The following is a 21,423-nucleotide window of genomic DNA, read 5'->3' as shown; positions in this document are numbered from 1 at the left end:
CGCAAGGCCGATGGGAGCGCTTCCTCCCACGCCTGTGAACACAACATGGTGTCCGCGTGTCCTCGGCATGAGATGCCGGCCGGCCATGAGGCGAGGAGGGTGCATGAAGCGCGGCCAAGAGCTGCTTCGTCTGGCGGACACGGTTGTTCTCCCGGGATTCGAGGGCAAGTCACCGCCCGACTGGGTCCGCAGACGCCTGAGCGAGGGCCTGACCGGGGTGGTGCTCTTCTCCAGGAACATCGCCACCCCCTCCCAGGTCGCCGACCTCACCGCGGCGCTGCGCGCGGAGAACCCGCAGGTTCTCGTGGGCATCGACGAGGAGTCGGGAGAGGTGACCCGGCTTGAGGCGGCGGCAGGGAGCACGCGCCCCGGCAGCTTCGCCCTCGGAGTCGTCGACGACGTCGCGCTCACCGAGGAACTCGCCGCCGACCTCGGCCGCGATCTGGCGCTGACCGGCGTCAACCTCAACTTCGCACCCTCGGCCGACGTCAACTCCAACCCCGACAACCCGGTCATCGGCCTGCGCTCCTTCGGCGCGGACCCCGACCTGGTCTCCCGGCACACCGCGGCCTGGATCCGGGGCCTGCAGTCGGCGGGCGTCGCCGCCTGCGCCAAGCACTTCCCCGGGCACGGGGACACCTCGGTCGACTCCCACCACAGCGTCCCGCTGGTCACGGCGACCGCCGAGGAACTGCGCGAGGTCGCGCTGCGGCCCTTCCGCGCGGCGATCGCCGAGGGCGTGCGCACGGTCATGACGGCCCACCTGCTGGTCTCCGCTCTCGACCCGGGCGTGCCCGCGACGCTCAGCGGCAAGGTGCTGCACGACCTGCTCCGTGTCGAACTCGGCTTCGAGGGCGTCATCATCACCGACGGCATCGAGATGACCGCCGTCTCGGGCCCGTACGGCATCGGCGGCGCCTCGGCGCTGGCCATCGCCGGAGGCGCGGACGCGATCTGCATCGGCGGCCAGAACTCCGACGAGCAGACCGCCATCGACGTCCGCGACGCCATCGTGGACGCGGTGATCGAGGGCAGGCTTCCCGAGGAGAGGCTGGCCGACGCCGCACGGCGGGTGTGCGAACTGGCCCTGTGGGCGGCCTCGGCCCCCAGGCGGCAGGACCCCGCGCCCTCGCGTCCGGGAGACGTCTCCATCGGCCTTGAGGCGGCCAGGCGGGCGCTGCGGATCACCCGCCGCTCGGCGAGCGCCTCCCTTCCCCTGGCCGCCCCGCCCCACGTGCTCGAACTGGCCCCCGAGATGAACCTGGCCATCGAGAAGGACACGCCCTGGGGCGTCGGTGAGCCGCTCGGCAAGCTGCTGCCCGGCACCACGGTGACGCGCCTGGACGCCTCCGGGGCGACCGGGAGCGCGGTAGAGGGGGTGCTGGCCGCAGCCACCGACCGGCCGCTGGTCGCCGTCGTCCGCGACGCCCACCGTCACCCCTGGCAGATGGACGCCCTGCAGCACCTGCTGGCGGCGCGCTCCGACGCCGTCGTGGTCGAGATGGGCCTGCCGGGACGCTCCGACCTCGGCGCCGTCCACATCGCCACCCACGGCTCCTCCAAGGTGTGCGGCCAGGCCGCGGCCGAGGTGCTGGCGGGGGACGCCTGATCCAGCGTGTTCCGCCGCCCCCGGGCCGCGGGAACGGCGGAACACGCTCACAGGCCGGGCAGGCGGCCGTTGCGGAACAGGTCGACGAACAGCTGGTGGTCGGCCCTGGCCCGCGCGCCGTAGGCGTGGGCGAGGTCGACGAGCACACGGGTGAACCCGGCGGCGTCGGCACCGATCACGTTCACGATCGCGTCCTCGGTCGAGAAGTCGACCAGGTCGTGGCTGGACTCGTCGTCGGCGACGGAGTGCATGCGGGCCACGGCCCTGCCGAGGTCGCCGATCACCGAGGCGAGTTCCTCCGGCTCGTTGACGTCGCCCCAGTCGAGGTCGGCCGAGTAGGGGGAGACCTCGGCGACGAGCTGGCCGACGCCGTTCAGCGTCGTGTGGCCGAGCCAGGGGTCGGCGTAGGCCTGCAGGGCCCGCTGTGACTCCGCCGTACGGTGCCCCTGGTGCCTGAAGTAGCCGCGTACCTTCTCGTCGGTGATGTACCGGGCGACGGCCGGGACCTGGGCCTGCTTCATGTAGAGGATGACGTCGTTCTCCAGGGCCTGGGTGTGGCCCTCAAGGAGCATGTTGTAGGACGGCAGGCCCGCCGAGCCGATGCCGACGCCCATGCGGAGCGCGAAGTCCTTGATCCTGTGCTCGACCGCGGGGACCGACGAGGGGAGCGTGGTGAGGTACTCCGCGAAGGCGGCCTCGACGGCGTGCCTGGTCTCCTCGTCGACCGGATAACGGCCGTCCATGATGGCGAACCTGCGCTCGAAGTTGTCGATCGTGGTCTCGACGTCGAGCAGCGCGACCCGGGTGTTGAGCCGGGCGACCTGGAGCACCCGGTGCAGCACACCGGTGGTCGTCTCCAGCGTCAGTGAGCCGATCGCCTCGTCCCCGCCCTCGGAGATGCCGGTCAGCTCGGTGAGGTAGGCCTTGGCGAACCCCGAGACCAGGTCGGTGATCACCTCGTCCGACAGCGCCTTGGCGTAGCCGATGAGCGCGACGCTGGCCACGAACCGCTTGAGGTCCCAGATGTAGGGGCCGACGTAGGCCTCGTCGAAGTCGTTGACGTTGAAGACCAGGACGCCGGAGGCGTTCATGTAGGTGCCGAAGTTCTCCGCGTGCAGGTCGCCGTGTATCCACACCCGGCTCGTCTGGTCGTCGAGGAAGGCCGTGTCGGCGAAGGAGCCGGCCATGTCCGCGTAGAACAGGCAGGCGCTGCCGCGGTAGAAGGCGAACGGGGAGGCGGCCATCTTCCTGAACTTGCGCCGGAAGGCCGGGGGGTCACGCCTGATCGACTCGCCGAACTCGGTGATCAGGACATCGAGAATGTGCGCCGAGCGCCCATCTGTGGTCATGGTGCGCACGTTAGGGCCCACCGGCCCGGCTCCGCCAGGCGAAGACGTCACAGGGCCGTCACAGCGGCGGCTTCCCGGCAGAAGCGATGTCCGGGGAAACAAGGGGACATGCCATGGAATGAGGCGTTCGCCCGCGTCTGTTGGGGAGAGAGGACTCCGACCACGGTGTCCTCACGGGGAGAGACGGTGACGCGGCTGTGACACGACGGGGACCGGTGGTGGCCGGGCTCATGCTCAGCACGGCCCTGGCCGCGATGGACGCCACGATCGTGGCCACCGCGGTCCCGGCGATCGTGCGCGACCTGGGGGCCTTCTCCCTCTTCCCCTGGGTCATCGCGGTCTACATGCTGGCCCAGGCGGTGTGCACCCCGATCTACGGCGGGCTCGCCGACGTCTACGGCCGCAAACCCATGCTGCTCGTGGGCGCGGCGACCTTCCTGGCCGGGTCGCTGCTGGCGGGTGTGGCCTGGAGCATGCCCGTCCTCATCGTGGCGCGGGCGGTGCAGGGGATCGGGGCGGGAGCGATCCTGCCGATCACCCAGACGATCGCGGGCGACCTCTACCCACTGGCCCAGCGGGGACGCATCTCGGCGCTGATGTCCACGGTGTGGGGAGGCTCCGCGCTGCTCGGCCCGGCCCTGGGCGGCCTGCTGTCGGAGTTCGGGCTGTGGCGCTGGGTCTTCCTGCTGAACCTCCCGATCGGGGTGGCCGCGCTGGCCATGGTCACCGTGTTCCTGCGCGAGTCGGTCGAACGCCGTCCGCACCGCCTCGACCTGTTCGGCACCGCCCTGCTCGCGGCGGGCGTCGTCACCGTGATGATCGGGCTCCAGGAGACCGTCTGGTGGCTGATCGCGCCCGGTCTGGCGTTGCTCGCGGCCTTTCTGCGCTGGGAGCGGCACGCGGCCGAGCCGGTCGTGCCGCCGTGGGTCTGGCGTGACCGGATGCTGCTCGGCTCGTTCCTCGGCAGTGCGCTCGTCGGCGTGGTGCTGATCGCCCCCGCCCTCTACCTGCCCACCTACGCCCAGGGAGTGCTCGGGGTCGGCGCGGTCGCCGCCGGGTTCGCACTCGCCACGCAGTCCATCGGCTGGCCGCTGGCCGCGGGCCTGGCCGACCGCCTCTACCTGAGGTACGGCTTCCGCGCCACGGCCCTGGTCGGGATGGTGCTCGTCGTCGTCTCGGCGGTGATGTTCACGCTGCTGGGCCCGGCCTCGCCGCTCGTCTACGCGGGCCTGTGCGCGTTCGTCAACGGCGCCGGGCTCGGCCTGGTCTCGGTCTCCTGCCTCGTCGGCGCGCAGTCCGTGGTCGGCTGGGAACGGCGTGGCGTCGTCACGGGCGGGGTGGTGTTCTTCCGCAGCGCGGGAAGCGCGGTGGGCACGGCGGTCTTCGCGGCGGTCGCGAGCCTGTCCCTGCTGTCGTCCGGTTCCGTCGGCTCGGTCGACGACGTCGCCGCCGCGCTGGACGGTCCAGGGGCGCAGGCCGCCCGTTCGGCCCTGGCCTTCGCCGTGCACCACGTCTTCCTGGCGATGACGGTCGTCGTGGTGCTCGGCGTGCCGGCCGTGCTGGTGATGCCGAGAAGGGGACGGCCGTTGTCCGAAACCCTTTCCAAGGCCGAGCCGGAAACCGTTTCCGAGGGCGGGGAGGACGGTGGGCGGACCCGCGCGGACCGCTGAGTCGTACGGGAGCGTTCCATTTTCCGAGAACGGTTTTCATAAGGGAGGCCGCCCAGGGCCGGGGCGGCCTCCCGTCGTTTTTACAACCATTTTGGGTCTTGTAGAGCCCGGGGGTCAGGGTTACGATCCGCATAATTATTAGGAAACTTTCCTAAAGGAAAGAGCATCAACATGCGCCGATTAGCTTCTGTGCTGGTGGTGTTCGCCATGGCGGCCGCGATGGCCGCATTGTCGATCCCCGCCCACGCAGCCGCTCGCCTGACAGCCGCCTTCACCCTCACCGGCAACCAGGGCAAGTTCGTGGTGAGCAACCCCAACAGCACCGCTGTGACCGGTTGGTCGATCACTTTCGAACTCCCCTCCGGGGTGACGGCGAGCGGTGCCCAGAATGCGACCATCTCGCAGACTGGCACCAAGGTGAAGCTGACCCCCGCCTTCTACATCAACACCGTGAAGGCGAACGGCAACACCGAGCCCTACAGCCCGACCTTCACGCTCAGCTCGGCCGTCCAGCCGACCAAGTGCACCATCAACAACGCCAACTGTGACGGCAGCGGCGACCCGCCCCCGCCGGACGCGCCCGTCACCGCGACCTACTCGGCCAGCGGGTCGCGTGGCAAGTTCGTGGTCAACAACAACACCGACGCCGCGCTCAACGGCTGGACGATCACCTTCGACCTGCCCGCCGGTGTCACCGCCAGCTCCGCCGACAACGGCTCGATCAGCCAGAGCGGCCGTTCGGTCACGCTGAGCCCGGCCCACTACAACACCAACGTCGCGGCCCACGGCTCGACCGAGCCCTACAGCCCGACCTTCACGCTCAGCAGCGCCTCCGCCGAGCCGGACAACTGCCGGATCAACGACGTCAGGTGTGACGGCGCCGCCGACACCCCGCCCGGCGTCCCCGGCAACCTGCGCTCGCCGGTCAAGACCACCAAGACCGTGACCCTGGCCTGGGACGCGGCCACCCAGGGCAGCCTGCCCATCGTCGGCTACCAGGTCTACAAGGGCAGCGACGTGGCGGCCACGGTCACCGGGACGACCGCAACCGTCTCGGGCCTGACCCCGAACACCGAGTACACCTTCACCGTCAAGACCAAGGACAGGAAGGGCACGCTCTCCGCGGCCACTCCTCCGCTGAAGGTCACGACCAACAACGCCGGTGACGACACCCAGCCGCCCACCGCGCCCACCAACCTGCGCAGCACCGGCAAGTCCTCCTCGACCGTGAACCTCACCTGGGGTGCCTCCACGGACAACAAGGAGGTCGCGAACTACGAGATCTACAGCGGCTCGACCCTGCTGACCACCTCGACCTCGACCTCGACCACGGTGACCGGCCTCTCGCCGTCCACCGAGTACACCTTCACGGTCAAGGCCCGCGACACCTACGACAACGTCTCCGACGCCAGCAACGCGGTGAAGGTCACCACCGACGACATCATCGGCAGTGGCTACGCCCGGGTCGGCTACTTCGTGCAGTGGGGCATCTACGGCCGTCAGTACTTCGTCCGCAACCTCGACACCACCGGCGTCGCGGCGAAGCTGACCCACCTCAACTACGCCTTCGGCAACATCGACCCGGTCAACCTGACCTGTCTGCAGGGCGTGACCAAGGGCACCAGCGGCAACCCGCAGGACCCGAACCAGGGTGACGGCTCCGGCGACGCGGACGCCGACTACGCCAGGCCGATGAGCGCCGGTCAGTCGGTCGACGGTGTCGGCGACACCGGCTGGGAGAAGCTGCGCGGCAACTTCAACCAGCTCAAGAAGCTCAAGGCGAAGTACCCGAACCTGAAGATCCTGATCTCGCTCGGCGGCTGGACCTACTCCAAGTACTTCTCGGACGTGGCCGCCACCGACGCCGCCAGGAAGAAGTTCGTCTCCTCCTGCATCGACACCTACATCAAGGGCAACCTGCCCACCTACAACGCCGCCGGCGGCCCGGGCAGCGCTGCCGGGATCTTCGACGGCATCGACCTCGACTGGGAGTGGCCGGGCGCGGAGGGCCACCCGGGCAACCACATCGGCGCCAACGACAAGCAGAACAACACCCTGCTGATCGCCGAGTTCCGCAAGCAGCTCGACGCCCTGACCGTCGAGACCGGTAAGCGCTACCAGCTCACCGCCTTCACCCCCGCCGACCCCGCCAAGATCGAGGCCGGCTGGGAGCTCGCCGAGGTCGCCAAGTCGCTGGACATCTTCAACGTCCAGGGCTACGACTTCCACGGATCGGGCAGCGACAACTCGTGGGAGCCCAACGTCGCCGGCCACCAGGCCAACCTGTACGCCGACAACGACGACCCGTACAACTTCCACTTCAGCGTGGAGAACGCCGTCAACGCCTACCTGCAGGCCGGGGTGAACCCCCGCAAGATCGCCATCGGTCTCGCCTACTACGGGCGTGGCTGGCAGGGGGTCGCCGACGGCGGCAAGTCCGGTGAGTGGCAGTCGGCGACCGGCGCCGCGCCCGGCCAGTTCCAGGACGAGGCCGGTACCCGTGGATACAGCAACCTGCTGGCCAGCGTCCCCGGGTGCACCATCAAGCACGACGAGCAGTCGGTCGCGACCTACTGCTACACCGGCAACGGCGGCCAGTGGTGGACCTTCGACGACACGTGGACGATCGCGAAGAAGACCGCATGGCTCCGCAGCAAGAACCTGCTCGGCGTGATGATCTGGGAGATGTCCGGTGACCCCGGCACCCTGACCAACGCCGTGGACGCGGGCCTGAAGTAATCGATCGGGGGTAATCCCCATCAGAACGGGCTGTCCCCGCGACCTGCGACGCCGCGAGGACAGCCCGTTTCGCGTGCCGGCCTGTTCAGGCGTCACGGCGCCTGAACAGGGGAACGGCGACGACGAGCGGGAGCGCGATCCAGGCCAGGTAGACGGCGAAGCCGGTCCAGGGCCCCATCCCGACGGGACTGACCAGGGCGATCCGGCTGCCCGCGTTCGAGGGGGTGAGCTCCACCAGCCTCCTGCCCAGCTCGCCGGGCACGAACGCGACCAGCGTCGGCAGCACCATGAGCAGCGCGCAGGCCGTCACGATCGCGCCCGGGGTGTGCCTGATCAACGTGCCGAGCGCCAGCCCGAGCAGCCCGCCCGCGGCCAGGTAGAGCCCGGCGCCGACGATGGCCCGCAACACGCCGGGATCGGCCAGGGAGACCGCCGCCGCCCGCCCGGCGAACACGGCCTGACCGGCGAGGAAGGCGGCGAAGGAGGCGACGACGCCCACGACGAACGTGACCCCGGTGAGCACGGCGGCCTTGGCGGCCAGGAACCTCAGCCTGTCCGGCACCGCGACCAGGGAGGTGCGGATCGAGCCCGTGCGGTACTCGCCGCAGACGACGATCACCCCCAGCGTCGCCGTCACCGGCGCCGCGAGCATGATGCCCATCAGGCTGACGGAGACCGGGTCGGACAGGCGCCCGCCGTCCCCGGCGCTCACGGCGACCAGCGCCCCGGCCGCGCCGAGCGCGACCATCAGCGCCGTCACGGCGCCCAGGGTCCACACGGTCGAGCGCACCGAGCGCACCTTGGTCCACTCGGACCGCATCACGTCGATCATGAGGAGTACTCCAGGCTGTCCTTGGTCAGTTCCATGTAGGCGGCCTCCAGGGTCGGCCTGACGAGGGTCAGTTCCTCGACTGCCAGCCCCCGCGCGGCGACGACGGTCCCGACCTCAAGGGGAGAGCGCCCGGTGACGCGCAGGTGGTCCCCGTGCATCTCGGCACCGGGCAGCAACCCGGCCACCTCCGCCAGGTACGGCGAGCGCACCCGGACGTACCCCTGCGAGCTGCGCCCGATGAACTCCTCCATCCCGGCGTCGGCGATCAGCCTCCCCCTGCCGATGACGACGAGACGGTCGGCGGTCTGGGCCATCTCGCTCATGAGGTGGCTGGAGACGAAGACGGTGCGCCCCTCGGCGGCCAGGTCACGCATCAGCGTGCGGATCCACAGGATCCCGTCGGGGTCGAGCCCGTTGACCGGCTCGTCGAACAGCAGGATCTCCGGGTCTCCCAGCAGCGCCGCAGCGATCCCGAGCCGCTGCGACATGCCCAGCGAGAACCCTCCGATCCGCCGCCCGGCCACCGCGCCGAGCCCGACCGTCTCCAGCACCTCCCCGACCCGGGAGGCGGGGATCGCGTTGCTCCGCGCGATGGCCAGCAGGTGGTCGCGGGCGCTGCGCCCGCCGTGCACGGCCTTGGCGTCCAGCAGCGCGCCGACCTTGCGCAGCGGGTGCCTGAGCTCGCCGTACGGCACCCCGCCGACCGTCACCGTCCCCGAGGTCGGCCGGTCGAGGCCGAGGGTCATGCGCATCGTGGTTGACTTGCCCGCTCCGTTCGGCCCCAGGAAACCGGTCACCAGACCGGGTCTGACGTCGAAGGACAGGCCCGCGACGGCCGTGGTTCCGCCGTACTCCTTGGTGAGGCCGATGGCCCGTATCGCTGTCATGCCCCAAGGCTCTCCGGAGGGGGCGGGCGTTTCCTCCTGCCACGGGACCGTCCGCGGCGGCCCGGACCGGGAGCCGGGTCCTACTCTCCTGGTCTGACCAGGCCCCGTTCGTAGGCGACGATCACGGCCTGCGCCCGGTCCCGTGCGCCGATCTTGGCGAACAACGCCGTCACGTGGTTCTTCACGGTGTTCGGTGAGATCGCGAGCGCGTCGGCGATCTCGGCGTTCGAGCGGCCCCCGCCGATGAGCGTCAGCACCTCCAGCTCCCTCGCGGTGAGCCCGTCGAGAGGGGTCCGGCCCCGGACCCGGGCGGGTGCCTGGGACGGGGAACCTCTGACGTGGGTGCGGATGAGGCCGAGGAGCAGACGCGGCGCCACGGCCGCCGTGCCCTCGTGCACGGTCCTGACCGCTTCGACCAGTTCCTCGGGGGAGACGTCCTTGGGCAGGAAGCCGTTGGCCCCGGCCCGGAGCGCGGCCACGACGTTCTCGTCCAGGTCGAAGGTGCTGAGCACGAGCACCCTGGTCTCCGGCAGTTCCGCGGTGACGCGTTCGGTCGCGGCGACCCCGTCCAGCCCGGGCATGTGCAGATCCATGATCACGATGTCGGGCCGCAGCTCGTGGCAGCGGGTCACGGCCTCCAGGCCGTCGGCGGCCTCGCCGACCACGGTGATGCCCGGCTGGGCGTTCAGCATGAGCCGGTATCCGGTCCTGACCAGGGCGTGGTCGTCGGCCAGCAGCACGGTGATCACAGCGGCAGCCTCGCGTGGACCCGGAAGCCGCCCGCCGGTCCCGGTCCGGCGTCCAGGCTTCCCCCGCACAGCGCGACCCGCTCGGCCATCCCCACCAGGCCGAAGCCGCCGGGGGAGGGCGGGACGGTCACGGGCCCGTCGTCCAGCACCTCGACCTCGACCTCCTGTTCTCCGTAGCCGATCCGCACGAGGGCGCGCGACCCGGGGGCGTGTCTGCGCGTGTTGGTGAGCGCCTCCTGCACGATCCGGTAGACCGCCCGGTCGACCGCGGCGGGCAGTGGCACGGGCTCACCCTCGACCACCAGCTCCGCGGGCGCTCCCGCCGCGCCCGCCTGTTCGACCAGGGTGGGCAGCTCGGCCGTGCCGACCCCCGTGGCCTCCCCGCCTCCGGAGCCGTCGGCCCGTAGCACTTTCAGCAGGTGCCGCATCTCGGTGAGGGCCTGCCTGGCGCTCTGCTCGGCGGCCAGCAGTGCCTGCGTGGCCTCGGGCGGCTCCGTGGGCAGGGTCACCCTGGCCCCGCCGACCAGCGCGCTGACCACGGTGATGTGGTGGGCGACGACGTCGTGCAGCTCACGGGCGATGCGGCGGCGTTCGGCCTGCACCGCCTCCTCGGTCCGGATGCTCTCCTTGAGCCGTCGTGTCTCCGCCCTCGATCGCGCCAGCAGACCGGCGCCGGTGAGGACCAGCGGGAAGAGAGCACCGAAGGCGAACGCGCCGGAGGACTGGGGGCCCGCCGTGAGGGACGCGGAGGACGTGACGGCGTAGGCGGCCGTCACCGGGAGGAGGGAGGAGGCCAGCGCCCTCCTGGTCGTGGTGTGGCGGCCGAGGCCGTACAGGGCGATCGCCGCGAGGATCGAGAGGGAAGGAGTGATCGTCAGGCGCCCCGCGATGTCGAGCGCCGCGATCACGACGGCGACCGGGACCGGGTGGCGGCGCCGCGCCAGAAGGGGCGGGACGGCGAGCAGGAACAGCCCCGCCCTCATGGCCGTGTCCGGATCGTCGTCCAGCAGGGTGAAGGGCAGGACGATCAGCGAGGGCAGGCAGAGGAGCACGACCAGCGTCACGTCGAAGATCTGGGGACGACCCAGGAGCAGCCCGACTTTCCGCCCCGACCGCATGGGGTGATCTTAGTCGCCGGAGCCGCCGGACGGGCGGGAGAGCGGAGACGCGTCCTGGCGGGCGTGGGGGACCCGCCAGGACGCGCTCCTGCCCGGCGCGGCGATGCGAGGACCCCGGCGAGGGTTGGGGTCCTCGAACCGGTTACCCGCGCCGGGGGCCGGTGACAGGGGAGACGCGGACCTGAGGAACCCGCGCCTCCCCGGAGGGGGTGTCGCCGAAGACCGGACCCTGGTGGCGCCGGAAGAGAGGGCGGATGCCGCCTTTCTCATTTCGGACAAAAAACCTATTTCTCCACCAAAGGGTCAGATCTGTCGGTACCGAAAGCACTCGTGTGCCGTCCCCATCGCTCTGGTAGGTGTGGGGGAATCCGTGGCGGGGCGACGCGCAGCGCAGTAGGCGCGTCGGACCGCCGAGGTCGCGCCGGGACGGGCGTGGCGCGCCCACGCGGACCGATGGCACCGGCGTTCACCCCCTTGCCGACCTTTCGATGGATTTGTACCAACGATTGGATGATGCGGGTAACGAGAGGTTGGGTCAAGAGGCTGTTCCCCGGTAAAACCAAATCGTCTAGTTTTGTTGGCACAAAGGGGACTTAATGCCGCGGTCAACGCTGTATCAGCTGGTGGCCTCCGAACTCCGGAGGGCCATCTACTCCGGTGCGCTCCGGCCGGGCGATCAGCTGCCGACCGAGGTCGAGCTCATGGGCATCCACCAGGTGAGCCGCAACACCGTACGGCTCGCCCTCGGAGAGCTGGTCAACGAGGGTCTGATCACCCGCACCCCCCGCAGGGGAACCGTCGTCAGGGAACGCAGGCCGCTGCTCATCCACCCCCAGCGGGAGCTCCAGCCGCAGCCGGAGGAGACCAAGGAGGCCTTCGCCTGGGCGGTCTCCCAGGAGGGGCGCGTGCCGAGCCAGCACATCGAGGTCGCGATCGTGCAGCCCGCCGAGGAGATCGCCAGCAGGCTGGAACTGGCCGACGACGAGTTCGCCGTGGTCCGCCGCAGGCTGCGTTTCGTCGACGGCCAGCCGTACAACACCAACGACTCCTACTTCCCGCTGTCCCTGGTCGCCGACTCCGAGATCGCCCGTCCCGGCGACATCACGCGCGGCGCCAACAGGGTGCTGACCGAGCTGGGCCACCGTCAGGTCCGCATGGTCGACGACATCTGGGCCAGGATGCCGAACACCTCGGAGACCCACCGCCTGCAGCTCCAGTCGGGCACGCCGGTCGTCGTCTACATCAGGGTCGGCTACGACGAGGGCGACACCCCCGTCCGGGTCGCCGTCTCCGTGCTCCCCGCGGACAAGCACCTGATCAGGTACGAGCTGGAAAGCCGCTGACATCTCCGTGACCGCCCGGCCGGGCCGGCTCCCAGCACGCCCGCGCCGCGGGCGCCTGCCGGGCCGCCCGCCCAAGGCGGCAGGGCGCGGGCCGCTGCCCCCGCCCTCCCTGGACCCCTAGGCATTCGCCTGGGCCGGCATGGACACCGTGCGTCATCGAACGGTTACTCTCCGTGCCTCTTCACGCACCCTGTGCAACGAAGGGATCAATCATGCACTCCAACACCGTCGGTACCGTCACCGCGCGTCCGCTCGCGCTGCGCACCGCGACCGCCGCCGACCTCGGGGAGGTCCTCACCCTCCTGGCGGAGACCGCCGACTGGCTGAACGGCAGAGGCGTACGGCAGTGGCCCGCCGGAGGCTTCCCCGCCGCGCGCATAGCCCCGCTGATCGAGACGGGTGACATGTATCTGGTGGAGGGCGAGCGGGGCGTGGTGGCCACCATCGCCCTCGACGGCAACGCCGACCCCGAGTTCTGGCGGGCGGAGGACCTCCCCGGCGCCGCGTTGTACGTCCACAAGCTGTCGGTCGCCCGCTCCTGCTCCGGTCTCGGTCTGGGGCGGGCCCTGCTCGACTGGGCGGGCCTGCGGGTGGTGGCCGCCGGAGGGCGCTGGCTCAGGCTCGACTGCTCCAAGGACAACATGCGGCTCCAGGACTACTACCGGGGCCAGCGCTTCACCCACCTGCGCACCGTGGACCTCCCGCACCGCGCCTCGGGAGCGCTGTTCCAGCGGCCCGGAGGCGTGCGCGGCGGCCTCGGTACGGCGCTGCCGTTCACCGACCGGCGCGGGCTCGGCGGACGCCGTGGACCGCTTGTGAGCAGCCACGACTCCTCCCTCGCCGAACATGTCTGAACCACGGCGATCCCAGGACAAAGTCATCCGATAGCCTCACCCCATGACCGGTTCCTTGCTTGAGGTGATCGCGCTCGACGTCCGCGACGCCGTCGCGGCTGAGGAGGGCGGTGCCGACCGTCTTGAGGTCGTCGCCGACATCGCGTCCGACGGGCTCACCCCGGCGGTGGAGACGGTCGCGGCGATCTCCAAGGAGTGCGCGCTGCCGCAGATGGTGATGCTGCGCGGCGAGGCCTCCTTCCTGGCCGGGCCCGAGACTCTGGAGAGCCTGCGGCGTGACGCCAAGGCCCTCGCGGAGGCGGGCGCGGCCGGGTTCGTCTTCGGCTTCCTCGACCAGGCGGGGACGGTCGACCTCGCCGCGACCGAGGCGCTCATCCACGCCGTCGCCCCGCTGCCCTGGACCTTCCACCGGGCCGTCGACCACGCGGCCGACGTCCAGGCGGGGTGGCGGGCCGTACGGCTGCTGCCCAACCTCGCGACCGTGCTCACCTCGGGCGCGCCCAGCGGCGTCGGGGACGGCCTGCGGGTGCTCAAGACCCGCTGCGAGGCGGGGGACGGGCCACTGATCATGGCCGGTGGCGGGCTCAAGCCCACACACGTCCCTGCGCTGCTCGAATACGGCGTGCGCGCCTTCCACGTCGGCGGTGCCGTACGGGCCTCGTGGGCGCACCCGGTCGAGGCGCGCAGGGTCCGTGAGTGGCGGGCCCTGATCGACTGACGCAGCCCTCCTCGTCGCGGCCCACGCGCCGGGGAGGGCCCGCCGAGCCGGGTGAGGTCACCGGCCGCCGGCGTCGAGCATGGCGTCCAGGCCCAGGAGTTTGACGCGCTCGCCCCGGCCCAGCGTCCTGGCCAGGGCGATCTCCGCGGCCTCGATGGCCAGCCAGCGGTCGTAGGTGACGGGGGAGACGCCCCGTGAGGCGAGCAGGGCGTCCAGGCCGCCGCGCGGCACGGGCGCACGGCCGGCGAGATCGGCCAGAAGCGTGCGGACGGTCTCCGCGGCGTCGGACTTGTTGGTGCCGATCACACCGGTCGGGCCGCGCTTGAGCCAGCCCGCGACGTACTCGCGGTCACGGACCCGGCCGGCCTCGTTCGGCACGGTCGAGGTCCGCTCGGAGAAGGGCACGCCGGGCAGCGGGAGGCTGCGGTAGCCGACCGAGCGCAGCACCATCCCGACGGGAAGGGTCTCGAACTCACCCGTCCCGACGATCCCGTCCTCGGTCCGCCTGGTCCGTTCGAGCCTGAGCCCCTCGACCCGGTCCCGGCCGACGATCTCCACGGGCCGCATCCAGAAGCGGACCTCAAGCCGCCGGGGACGACCGGCGGGGGTGCGGGCCGCCCAGCCGCGCAGCACCTCGACGTTCCCCCTGACCTGGCGCGAAGCCCGGGACAGGTCGGCCGCCGACTCGTCCGGACGCACGTGCACGTCCGCGTTCGTCAGCTCGCCGAGCTCCCGCAGCTCCTTCAGGGTGAACTTGGCGTGCTCCGGCCCCCGGCGGCCGATCATGTGGATGACCCGCACCCGGCTGGCCGCCAGGCGGGCGAGCACCTCCTCGGGCACGTCCGTGGCGCGCAGCTCCCGCGCGGACTTGGCCAGGACACGCACCACGTCCACCGCGACGTTGCCGACGCCGACCACCGCGACCTCGGGACTGTCGAGGGTGAACCGGTCGGCCGGCACCTCGGGATGGCCGCAGTACCAGTTCACGAAGTCCGTGGCCGCCGCGCTTCCCGGCAGGTCCTCGCCCGGCACGCCCATCCGCCGGTCAACCGGCGCACCGGTGCAGTAGACCACGGCGTCGTAGCAGGCCAGCAGGTCGGCGACCGAGACGTCCCGGCCGAGTTCCACACCGCCGAGGAAGCGGACGTTCGGCAGTTCGAGGACCCGTCGCAGGTAGTCGGCGATCGACCTGATCGAGGTGTGGTCCGGGGCGACGCCGTAGCGCACCAGTCCGTACGGCGTCGGCAGCCGTTCGAGCACGTCCACCTCGACGGCTCCGGGGGCCTGCCTCGTCAGGGCCTCCGCCGTGTAGAGACCGGCCGGTCCCGAGCCGACGACCGCGACCCTCAACGGCCTGTTCTCCGGTGCCATGTCGCCTCCCAAGCGGTGACCGCCCCTGAGGGTGATTCTGTCCCACCACGGCGCCGGGCGGCCAGGGTGACGCGGCCGTTGCGCGGGCCGGGTTCCCGGCGCTCCTCTTGACCATCTCTTGGGGTATTTGGGTCATTCTTGCAGGTCAGATATGCTTTGCATGGTTATGGGGGCAATGCGATCGGGGGATCACTGACCTTGGCGGGATCGGACCATACGCTCGAATACGACTACCTCGCCGGAGACCGGCAGGAGCGGGCAATCCTTCTGCACATGGTGCTCTCCCTCCTGGTCGGCATGATCCTCGGCGCGGCCGGAGCGCTGCTCTCCTACGGGCCACAACTGATCCACTCGCTCTACGAGCCGTACGCGTACGTCCTGTTCGTCGTGATCGTGGGACGCACCGCCGCGGGATTCGGCTGGGCCGCCCTGACCAGCGCGCTGGCGAGCTTCGGCCCCCTCATCGCACTGCTGGCCGCCACGATCTTCGAGTCGGGCGCGAACCTGCTCAACTTCACCGCCAGAGGGCCGGGAATGGTCCTCGGCAGCAACGGCCCGACGGTGAACCTCACCGTCGCCACCCTCGCGACCTTCGGAGTACTCGCCTACTTCAGCGGACGACGTGACGTGTGGGGCGACCTGGCCAGCGGCGCGCTCGTTGGAATCGTCGCGATCGACGGGCTCGACAAAACCCTCCGGGGCGGCCCCGAGTACATCCGGGGATTCTGGCCCTGGGACACCCTCCTCGTGGCCGTGTTCGTGATCGGACTGCTCCTGGCACTACGCAGGGGCCGCTCCCTGAGCCGCTGCGCCGTGGTGGCCCTGACCGTCCTCTCAGCGGCGTTCGTGTTCGCGATCGGTATGTAGTTGTGCCCTGCCTTTTTGCGCCGCCTGCGGCGGCGCGGGCTTGGGCGCGTCGGTGTCTTCCCTCGTCGTTCGTCCGCTGCGCTCCCTCACTCCTCAGTCCAGACACCGACGCGCCCAAGCCGGACACCCCTCACGCACGGCACCGGTAAGGCCCAAGCCGAAACTCCTCACGCTTGGGGCCGATTGAGTCGATCGAGCTCTCCGACGCCCGGAGTGAGGGTTTGACCTTGTGCTTTACCGGTGCCGTGTGGGAAGGGTTTCGGCTTGGGCACGTCGGCGCTTGGACTGAGGAACGCGGGAGCGAAGCGACGGAGAGACGAGGGAAAGCGCCGACTCGGAGGCGCCCAAGCCCGCGACGCCGAAGGCGGAGCAAGGAGACACAGCGACGAGGGAAAGCATCGACTCAGGGCGCCCAAGCCCGCGACGCCGCCAGGCGTCGCAAAAATAATAGATAGCCTGTGGTTCATCGATCCCTGCTAGCTAGGAGTAGCCGTGCTGCTGCGCATGTCGTCGTTGTTTCTTCGAACCCTGAGGGACGACCCGGCAGACGCGGAGGTCCCGAGCCACAAACTGCTCGTCCGCGCCGGTTATGTTCGTCGTGTCGCACCCGGCGTCTACTCCTGGCTGCCGCTCGGCAAGAGAGTCCTGGAGAACGTCACGCGCATCGTGCGCGAGGAGATGGACCGGATGGGCGGCCAGGAGGTCCTCTTCCCCGCCCTGCTGCCCCGGGAGTACTACGAGGCCACCGGCCGCTGGACGGAGTACGGCGACACGCTCTTCCGTCTCAAGGACCGCAAGGGTGCCGACTACCTGCTCGGCCCCACCCATGAGGAGATGTTCACCGACATGGTGAAGGGGGAGTACTCCTCCTACAAGGACTATCCGGTGACGCTGTACCAGATCCAGACGAAGTACCGCGACGAGGCCCGTCCCCGGGCAGGCATCCTGCGCGGCAGGGAGTTCGTCATGAAGGACTCCTACTCCTTCGACCTGGACGACGACGGTCTCAAGCGCTCCTACGAGCAGCACCGTGAGACCTACATCAGGACCTTCGACCGGCTCGGCATCACCTACAAGATCTGTTTCGCCACCTCGGGCGCCATGGGCGGCTCGGCCTCGGAGGAGTTCCTCGCCCCGGCCGAGACCGGTGAGGACACCTTCGTGGCCTGCCACCACTGCGGCTACGCCGCGAACGCCGAGGCTGTCACCACGCCCGCACCCGCCGCGATCTCCGGGGAACGGCCCGCGCAGCGGGTGCTGGACACCCCGGACACGCCGACCATCGAGTCGCTGGTCGCCTACGTCAACGAGCACCACGGTCTGGACGTCACCGCCGCGCAGACGCTCAAGAACATCGTGGTCAAGGTCGTCACGCCCGGTTCGGACAAGGTGGAGACGCTGGTCGTCGGCGTCCCCGGGGACCGCGAGGTCGACTTCAAGCGTCTTGAGGCCGCCCTGGCCCCCGGCGAGCCCGCCATCTTCGAGGCCGAGGACTTCGCCAAGCACCCCGGCCTGGTCCGCGGCTACATCGGCCCCCAGGTGCTCAAGGACCTCGGCATCCGCTACCTCGTCGACCCCCGCGTGGTCGAGGGCACCTCCTGGGTGACCGGTGCGAACGAGCCGGGCAAGCACGCGGTCGACGTGGTCGCCGGGCGTGACTTCGTTCCCGACGGCACCATCGAGGCCGCCGAGGTTCGTGAGGGCGACTCCTGCCCCGTCTGCGGGGCAGGCCTGTCCATCGACCGGGGCATCGAGATCGGCCACATCTTCCAGCTCGGCCGCAAGTACGCGGACGCCGCCAAGCTCGACGCCCTCGGCCCCGACGGCAAGCCGATCCGCGTCACCATGGGTTCCTACGGAATCGGCGTCTCCAGGGCCGTGGCCGTACTGGTCGAGCAGCGGCACGACGAGCTGGGCCTGGTCTGGCCCCGCGAGGTCGCCCCCGCCGACGTCCACATCGTGGGCACCGGCAAGGAGGACCAGATCGAGGTCGCCACCAGGATCGCCGAGGAACTCGACGCCAGGGGCCTGCGCGTGCTGCTCGACGACCGCCCCTCCGTCTCCCCCGGCGTCAAGTTCAAGGACGCCGAACTGCTCGGCATGCCGACGATTCTGATCATCGGCCGCGGGCTCTCCCAGGGGGTCGCCGAGCTGCGTGACCGCGCCGGAGGCGTCAAGGAGGAGATCCCCGTCGACGAGGCCGTCGAACGTGTTCTGGCGGCCTGCGGCGCCTGACCGGAAGGCTTGGACGAGGCGGGTCACCCGTGGGGTGGCCCGCCTCTTCGGCGTGCCCGCGAGGCCGTGCCGTACGGGGCGGGTGTCTAGGACGGCGGGACGGAGGAGGACGGCGCGCCGGGGGTGCCCGAGACGGTCGGGGCCGGGGCGGCGGGCATGCCGGGGAAGGTCTCGATCTCCGGGCGCAGCCCGTAGGAGCGGGTGACGCACTCCTGCATGGCCAGCGCGGCCATCCGCCGGACGGCGGTGTCGGAGGAGGCGGTGAGCTCCAGGTAGGCGGCCGTGACGCCCCGCTCGACCAGCGTGGCGAGCTCGACGGCCTGGGCGGGCGTCGAGGGGGTGACCGGAAGCCGGTAGGCGGGGTCGGGCTCGACCGGGACGCCACCGGACGCCGTGATCAAAGCGCGCAGCTGGTCCCTGCGGGCGCGGTGCGCGTTGAAGGCGGCGGTCGCGGTCGCGCGCAGGGAGCCGGTGGTCCTGGCGCCGATGACCCCGTAGGCGTAGACGGCCGCGTGCTCGGCGGCCAGGGCCGTCTCAAGGTCCTGGCCTCTCACAGCGGCCTCGAAAGGGCCAGGGCGTGCGCGGCCTCACAGGCGCCCATGGAGGCGATCAGCTGGGCCAGCGCGGGGGAGACCCCGTCGAGCTGACGTGGTCGCAGGGCCGCCGACTCACGCTCCATGTCACGCAGGCTCCTGACGGAGACCGCCTTCCTGGAGCCCGGCCCGGCGGTTTCCGAGGCTCCCGGGGACGCCGAGGCGGCCGGAGTCGCCGGGGCCCCCGAGGGGGAGGGAGAGACCGGCGCGCTCTCGCGGGGCAGCCGGCGGCGGAGCTCGGCGAGGTGGGCCTCGTGCCGTCGTCTGAAGGGCGTCAGCCTGTCGGAGGAGGCCGAGGAGTAGAGCGCGATCGTCCGCTCCTTGCCCGCGATGAGCTGCCTGATCAGCATGATCTCCGGGTCCGGCTGCTCGGCGGTGGGCGAGGGTGAGGACACGGGCCTGCCGGTGGCGCATCCGGCCACGGTCACGGCGGCCACTCCGAGAGCGCCGCCCCGCAGCAGGGAGCGCCGGGAGACGGAACGCACGGACGACCTCCGGTTATGGATGTGGCTGCTGACGCATCTAGCATCGTACGGGCTTGGAATCACAATCACCGCGCTTCTCGGACGGCTTCGCCACACCGAGTGGCGCTCTTTCCACGCCCCGGTGTGGATAGGCTGGTGAACCGCAAGGGCGAGGTCCGCCCGCTTAGATCGTGACAATGGGAGGTCGGCATGGGCAGCGCCACATCCCGCGACCGCCTGATGAAGCTGCTGGAACCTGTCGCCTGCTCCTTCGGGCTCGACCTGGAGGACGTCACGGTCACACCGGCGGGCAAGCGGCGTCTGCTGCGTGTCATCGTCGACCGTGACGGCGGCGTGAGCCTGGACGACGTCGCCGAGGTCAGCCTCGCCGTCTCCACGGCGCTGGACGACGGTGACGCGATGGGCGCGACGCCGTACGTGCTTGAGGTCTCCTCTCCCGGGGTCGACCGGCCGCTCACCGAGCCGCGTCACTGGCGCCGCGCGGTGCGCAGGCTGGTCAAGGCCGACCTGCGGGACGGCACGCTGGTTGAGGGCCGGATCGTCGCCACGGACGACACCGGCGTAGAGATCGACGTCGACGGCGTGACCCGCCGCATCGACTATCAGGACCTGACCCGAGGACGGGTGCAGGTGGAATTCCGCCGGTTTGACGACGCCGAAGACGACGGCGAAGACGGCGACGAAGGCTAAGGGGGAGCCTCGTGGACATCGACATGAGCGTCCTGCGCAGCCTGGAGCGGGAGAAGGACATCTCCTTCGACCTGGTCGTCAAGGCGATCGAGGACGCACTGCTGATCGCGTACTTCCGGAGCGAGGGGGCCGCGGCCAAGGCCCGTGCCGAGCTCGACAGGCAGTCAGGGCACGTGACCATCTTCGCCGCGGAGCTCGACGACGAGAGCGGGGAGGTGCTCAGGGAGTTCGACGACACCCCGGGCAACTTCAGCCGCATCGCCGCGACCACCGCCAAGCAGGTCATCCTCCAGCAGCTGAGGGACGCCGAGGACGAGATCAACTTCGGTGAGTTCGCCAGCCGTGAGGGTGAGCTCGTCGCGGGCGTCATCCAGCAGGGCAAGGACCCCAGGGTCGTCCTGGTCGACCTCGGCAAGATCGAGGCGGTGCTGCCGCACAACGAGCAGGTGCCCGGCGAGGAGTACGTCCACGGCGAGCGCATCCGCTGCTACGTGGTCCAGGTCAAGAAGGGCCACAAGGGACCGTCGGTGACGCTGTCGCGGACCCACCCCGGGCTGGTGAAGAAGCTTTTCGCCCTGGAGGTTCCGGAGATCGCCGACGGTACGGTCGAGATCGCGGCGATCGCCCGCGAGGCGGGTCACCGCACCAAGATCGCGGTCCGTTCCCGGCGCCCCGGCGTCAACGCCAAGGGTGCCTGCATCGGCCCGATGGGTTCGCGCGTGCGCAACGTCATGGCCGAGCTGCACGGCGAGAAGATCGACATCATCGACTGGTCGGAGGACCCGGCGGAGTTCGTGGGCAACGCCCTCTCGCCTGCCCGTGTCTCCCACGTCGAGGTGATCGACCCCGAGGGGCGCGCGGCCCGTGTGATCGTTCCCGACTACCAGCTCTCCCTCGCCATCGGCAAGGAGGGGCAGAACGCCCGGCTGGCCAATCGCCTGACCGGATGGCGCATCGACATCCGTCCCGATACACAAGCGGGGGATGCGGCCGGTTCCGCAGATGCGTCCACACGGTAAGCTGGAATATGGTGACCGGGCGGCCCCACTGAGAACCTGTGTGGGCTGTCGGGTTCGCACGGTTTCCTCCGAGCTGCTCCGCCTGGTGGTGGTCGAGGGCGTCATCGTCCCTGACCTGCGACGACGGCTCCAAGGGCGTGGTGCTTCACTGCATCCCTCCCTGAGCTGTCTCGATCTCGCCGAGCGTCGCCGAGCGTTTCCGCGCGCGTTTCGTGCCGCGGCCCCGCTTGACGTCTCGCGAGTGCGAGAACACCTGGAAGGGCTCCACTCCGAAAGGAACGGGTGAAATGGTTGC

At 70.5% G+C, this 21,423-nt stretch carries 19 protein-coding genes; 11 read left to right on the top strand and 8 right to left on the bottom strand.

Features of this window, described 5'->3' with window-relative positions; translation table 11 throughout:
* The first annotated feature begins 103 nt into the window (after positions 1-103).
* Positions 104-1,609 carry a glycoside hydrolase family 3 N-terminal domain-containing protein gene (locus ABZ470_RS09170; RefSeq protein ID WP_352008431.1) on the top strand — a complete coding sequence of 502 codons (1,506 nt, stop codon included), beginning with the start codon at positions 104-106 and terminating at the stop codon, positions 1,607-1,609.
* 47 nt (positions 1,610-1,656) lie between these two features.
* Here ABZ470_RS09170 and ABZ470_RS09165 read toward each other — a convergent pair whose 3' ends face one another.
* Complete coding sequence (locus ABZ470_RS09165; RefSeq protein WP_362910967.1) at positions 1,657-2,958, bottom strand: DUF2252 domain-containing protein; 1,302 nt, start codon at positions 2,956-2,958, stop codon at positions 1,657-1,659.
* Positions 2,959-3,155: 197 nt separating this feature from the next.
* Between ABZ470_RS09165 and ABZ470_RS09160 the strand changes: the two genes are divergently transcribed.
* On the top strand, positions 3,156-4,628 hold the full coding sequence (locus tag ABZ470_RS09160; RefSeq protein ID WP_362910966.1) for an MFS transporter: 1,473 nt from the start codon (positions 3,156-3,158) through the stop codon (positions 4,626-4,628).
* 171 nt (positions 4,629-4,799) lie between these two features.
* Complete coding sequence (locus tag ABZ470_RS09155; protein WP_352008434.1) at positions 4,800-7,367, top strand: glycosyl hydrolase family 18 protein; 2,568 nt, start codon at positions 4,800-4,802, stop codon at positions 7,365-7,367.
* 85 nt (positions 7,368-7,452) lie between these two features.
* On the opposite strand, the gene ABZ470_RS09150 is transcribed toward ABZ470_RS09155, so the two are convergent.
* The 4 genes from ABZ470_RS09150 to ABZ470_RS09135 form a co-directional block, all read right to left on the bottom strand.
* Positions 7,453-8,199 carry an ABC transporter permease gene (locus ABZ470_RS09150; RefSeq protein ID WP_362910965.1) on the bottom strand — a complete coding sequence of 249 codons (747 nt, stop codon included), beginning with the start codon at positions 8,197-8,199 and terminating at the stop codon, positions 7,453-7,455.
* Positions 8,196-9,086 carry an ATP-binding cassette domain-containing protein gene (locus ABZ470_RS09145; RefSeq protein ID WP_362910964.1) on the bottom strand — a complete coding sequence of 297 codons (891 nt, stop codon included), beginning with the start codon at positions 9,084-9,086 and terminating at the stop codon, positions 8,196-8,198. Before ABZ470_RS09145 ends, ABZ470_RS09150 begins: the two co-directional genes overlap by 4 nt.
* 80 nt (positions 9,087-9,166) lie before the next feature.
* Positions 9,167-9,835 carry a response regulator transcription factor gene (locus ABZ470_RS09140; protein WP_362910962.1) on the bottom strand — a complete coding sequence of 223 codons (669 nt, stop codon included), beginning with the start codon at positions 9,833-9,835 and terminating at the stop codon, positions 9,167-9,169.
* The gene (locus ABZ470_RS09135) at positions 9,832-10,953 is read right to left on the bottom strand and encodes a histidine kinase (protein WP_362910960.1); all 1,122 of its coding nucleotides are present in this window, start codon (positions 10,951-10,953) and stop codon (positions 9,832-9,834) included. The genes ABZ470_RS09140 and ABZ470_RS09135 overlap by 4 nt, the downstream gene beginning before the upstream one ends.
* Before the next feature lie 596 nt (positions 10,954-11,549).
* Here ABZ470_RS09135 and ABZ470_RS09130 point away from each other — a divergent pair.
* The 3 genes from ABZ470_RS09130 (at position 11,550) to ABZ470_RS09120 (ending at position 13,868) form a co-directional block, all read left to right on the top strand.
* On the top strand, positions 11,550-12,296 hold the full coding sequence (locus ABZ470_RS09130; protein WP_352008439.1) for a GntR family transcriptional regulator: 747 nt from the start codon (positions 11,550-11,552) through the stop codon (positions 12,294-12,296).
* A gap of 212 nt (positions 12,297-12,508) precedes the next feature.
* Positions 12,509-13,150, top strand: coding sequence for a GNAT family N-acetyltransferase (locus tag ABZ470_RS09125; protein WP_362910958.1), 642 nt, complete (start codon positions 12,509-12,511; stop codon positions 13,148-13,150).
* A 43-nt stretch (positions 13,151-13,193) separates the two neighbouring features.
* Positions 13,194-13,868: a copper homeostasis protein CutC gene (locus tag ABZ470_RS09120; protein WP_362783552.1), complete on the top strand. Its 675-nt coding sequence runs from the start codon at positions 13,194-13,196 to the stop codon at positions 13,866-13,868.
* A gap of 57 nt (positions 13,869-13,925) precedes the next feature.
* Here ABZ470_RS09120 and ABZ470_RS09115 read toward each other — a convergent pair whose 3' ends face one another.
* Positions 13,926-15,239, bottom strand: coding sequence for an FAD-dependent oxidoreductase (locus tag ABZ470_RS09115; RefSeq protein ID WP_352008442.1), 1,314 nt, complete (start codon positions 15,237-15,239; stop codon positions 13,926-13,928).
* 198 nt (positions 15,240-15,437) lie between these two features.
* On the opposite strand from ABZ470_RS09115, the gene ABZ470_RS09110 reads away from it, so the two are divergent.
* The gene (locus tag ABZ470_RS09110; RefSeq protein WP_362783548.1) at positions 15,438-16,106 is read left to right on the top strand and encodes a hypothetical protein; all 669 of its coding nucleotides are present in this window, start codon (positions 15,438-15,440) and stop codon (positions 16,104-16,106) included.
* 492 nt (positions 16,107-16,598) lie between these two features.
* On the top strand, positions 16,599-18,341 hold the full coding sequence (locus ABZ470_RS09105) for a proline--tRNA ligase (protein WP_352008444.1): 1,743 nt from the start codon (positions 16,599-16,601) through the stop codon (positions 18,339-18,341).
* An 86-nt stretch (positions 18,342-18,427) separates the two neighbouring features.
* Here ABZ470_RS09105 and ABZ470_RS09100 read toward each other — a convergent pair whose 3' ends face one another.
* Positions 18,428-18,895, bottom strand: coding sequence for a ferritin-like domain-containing protein (locus ABZ470_RS09100; protein ID WP_362910956.1), 468 nt, complete (start codon positions 18,893-18,895; stop codon positions 18,428-18,430).
* On the bottom strand, positions 18,892-19,419 hold the full coding sequence (locus ABZ470_RS09095; protein WP_362910954.1) for a hypothetical protein: 528 nt from the start codon (positions 19,417-19,419) through the stop codon (positions 18,892-18,894). The genes ABZ470_RS09100 and ABZ470_RS09095 overlap by 4 nt, the downstream gene beginning before the upstream one ends.
* A gap of 189 nt (positions 19,420-19,608) precedes the next feature.
* On the opposite strand from ABZ470_RS09095, the gene rimP reads away from it, so the two are divergent.
* From rimP to ABZ470_RS09080, 3 genes are read left to right on the top strand one after another with little or no spacing between them, the layout of a single operon-like run.
* Positions 19,609-20,109, top strand: coding sequence for a ribosome maturation factor RimP (gene rimP, locus ABZ470_RS09090; protein WP_362910952.1), 501 nt, complete (start codon positions 19,609-19,611; stop codon positions 20,107-20,109).
* Positions 20,110-20,120: 11 nt separating this feature from the next.
* On the top strand, positions 20,121-21,128 hold the full coding sequence (gene nusA, locus ABZ470_RS09085) for a transcription termination factor NusA (RefSeq protein ID WP_352002912.1): 1,008 nt from the start codon (positions 20,121-20,123) through the stop codon (positions 21,126-21,128).
* Positions 21,094-21,414: a YlxR family protein gene (locus ABZ470_RS09080; RefSeq protein WP_362910950.1), complete on the top strand. Its 321-nt coding sequence runs from the start codon at positions 21,094-21,096 to the stop codon at positions 21,412-21,414. The genes nusA and ABZ470_RS09080 overlap by 35 nt, the downstream gene beginning before the upstream one ends.
* The last annotated feature ends 9 nt before the right edge of the window (positions 21,415-21,423 follow it).

The sequence above is a fragment of the Streptosporangium sp. NPDC020072 genome (assembly GCF_040631445.1).
Taxonomy (GTDB): domain Bacteria; phylum Actinomycetota; class Actinomycetes; order Streptosporangiales; family Streptosporangiaceae; genus Streptosporangium.
This window is presented reverse-complemented; position numbering and strand designations above follow the sequence as displayed.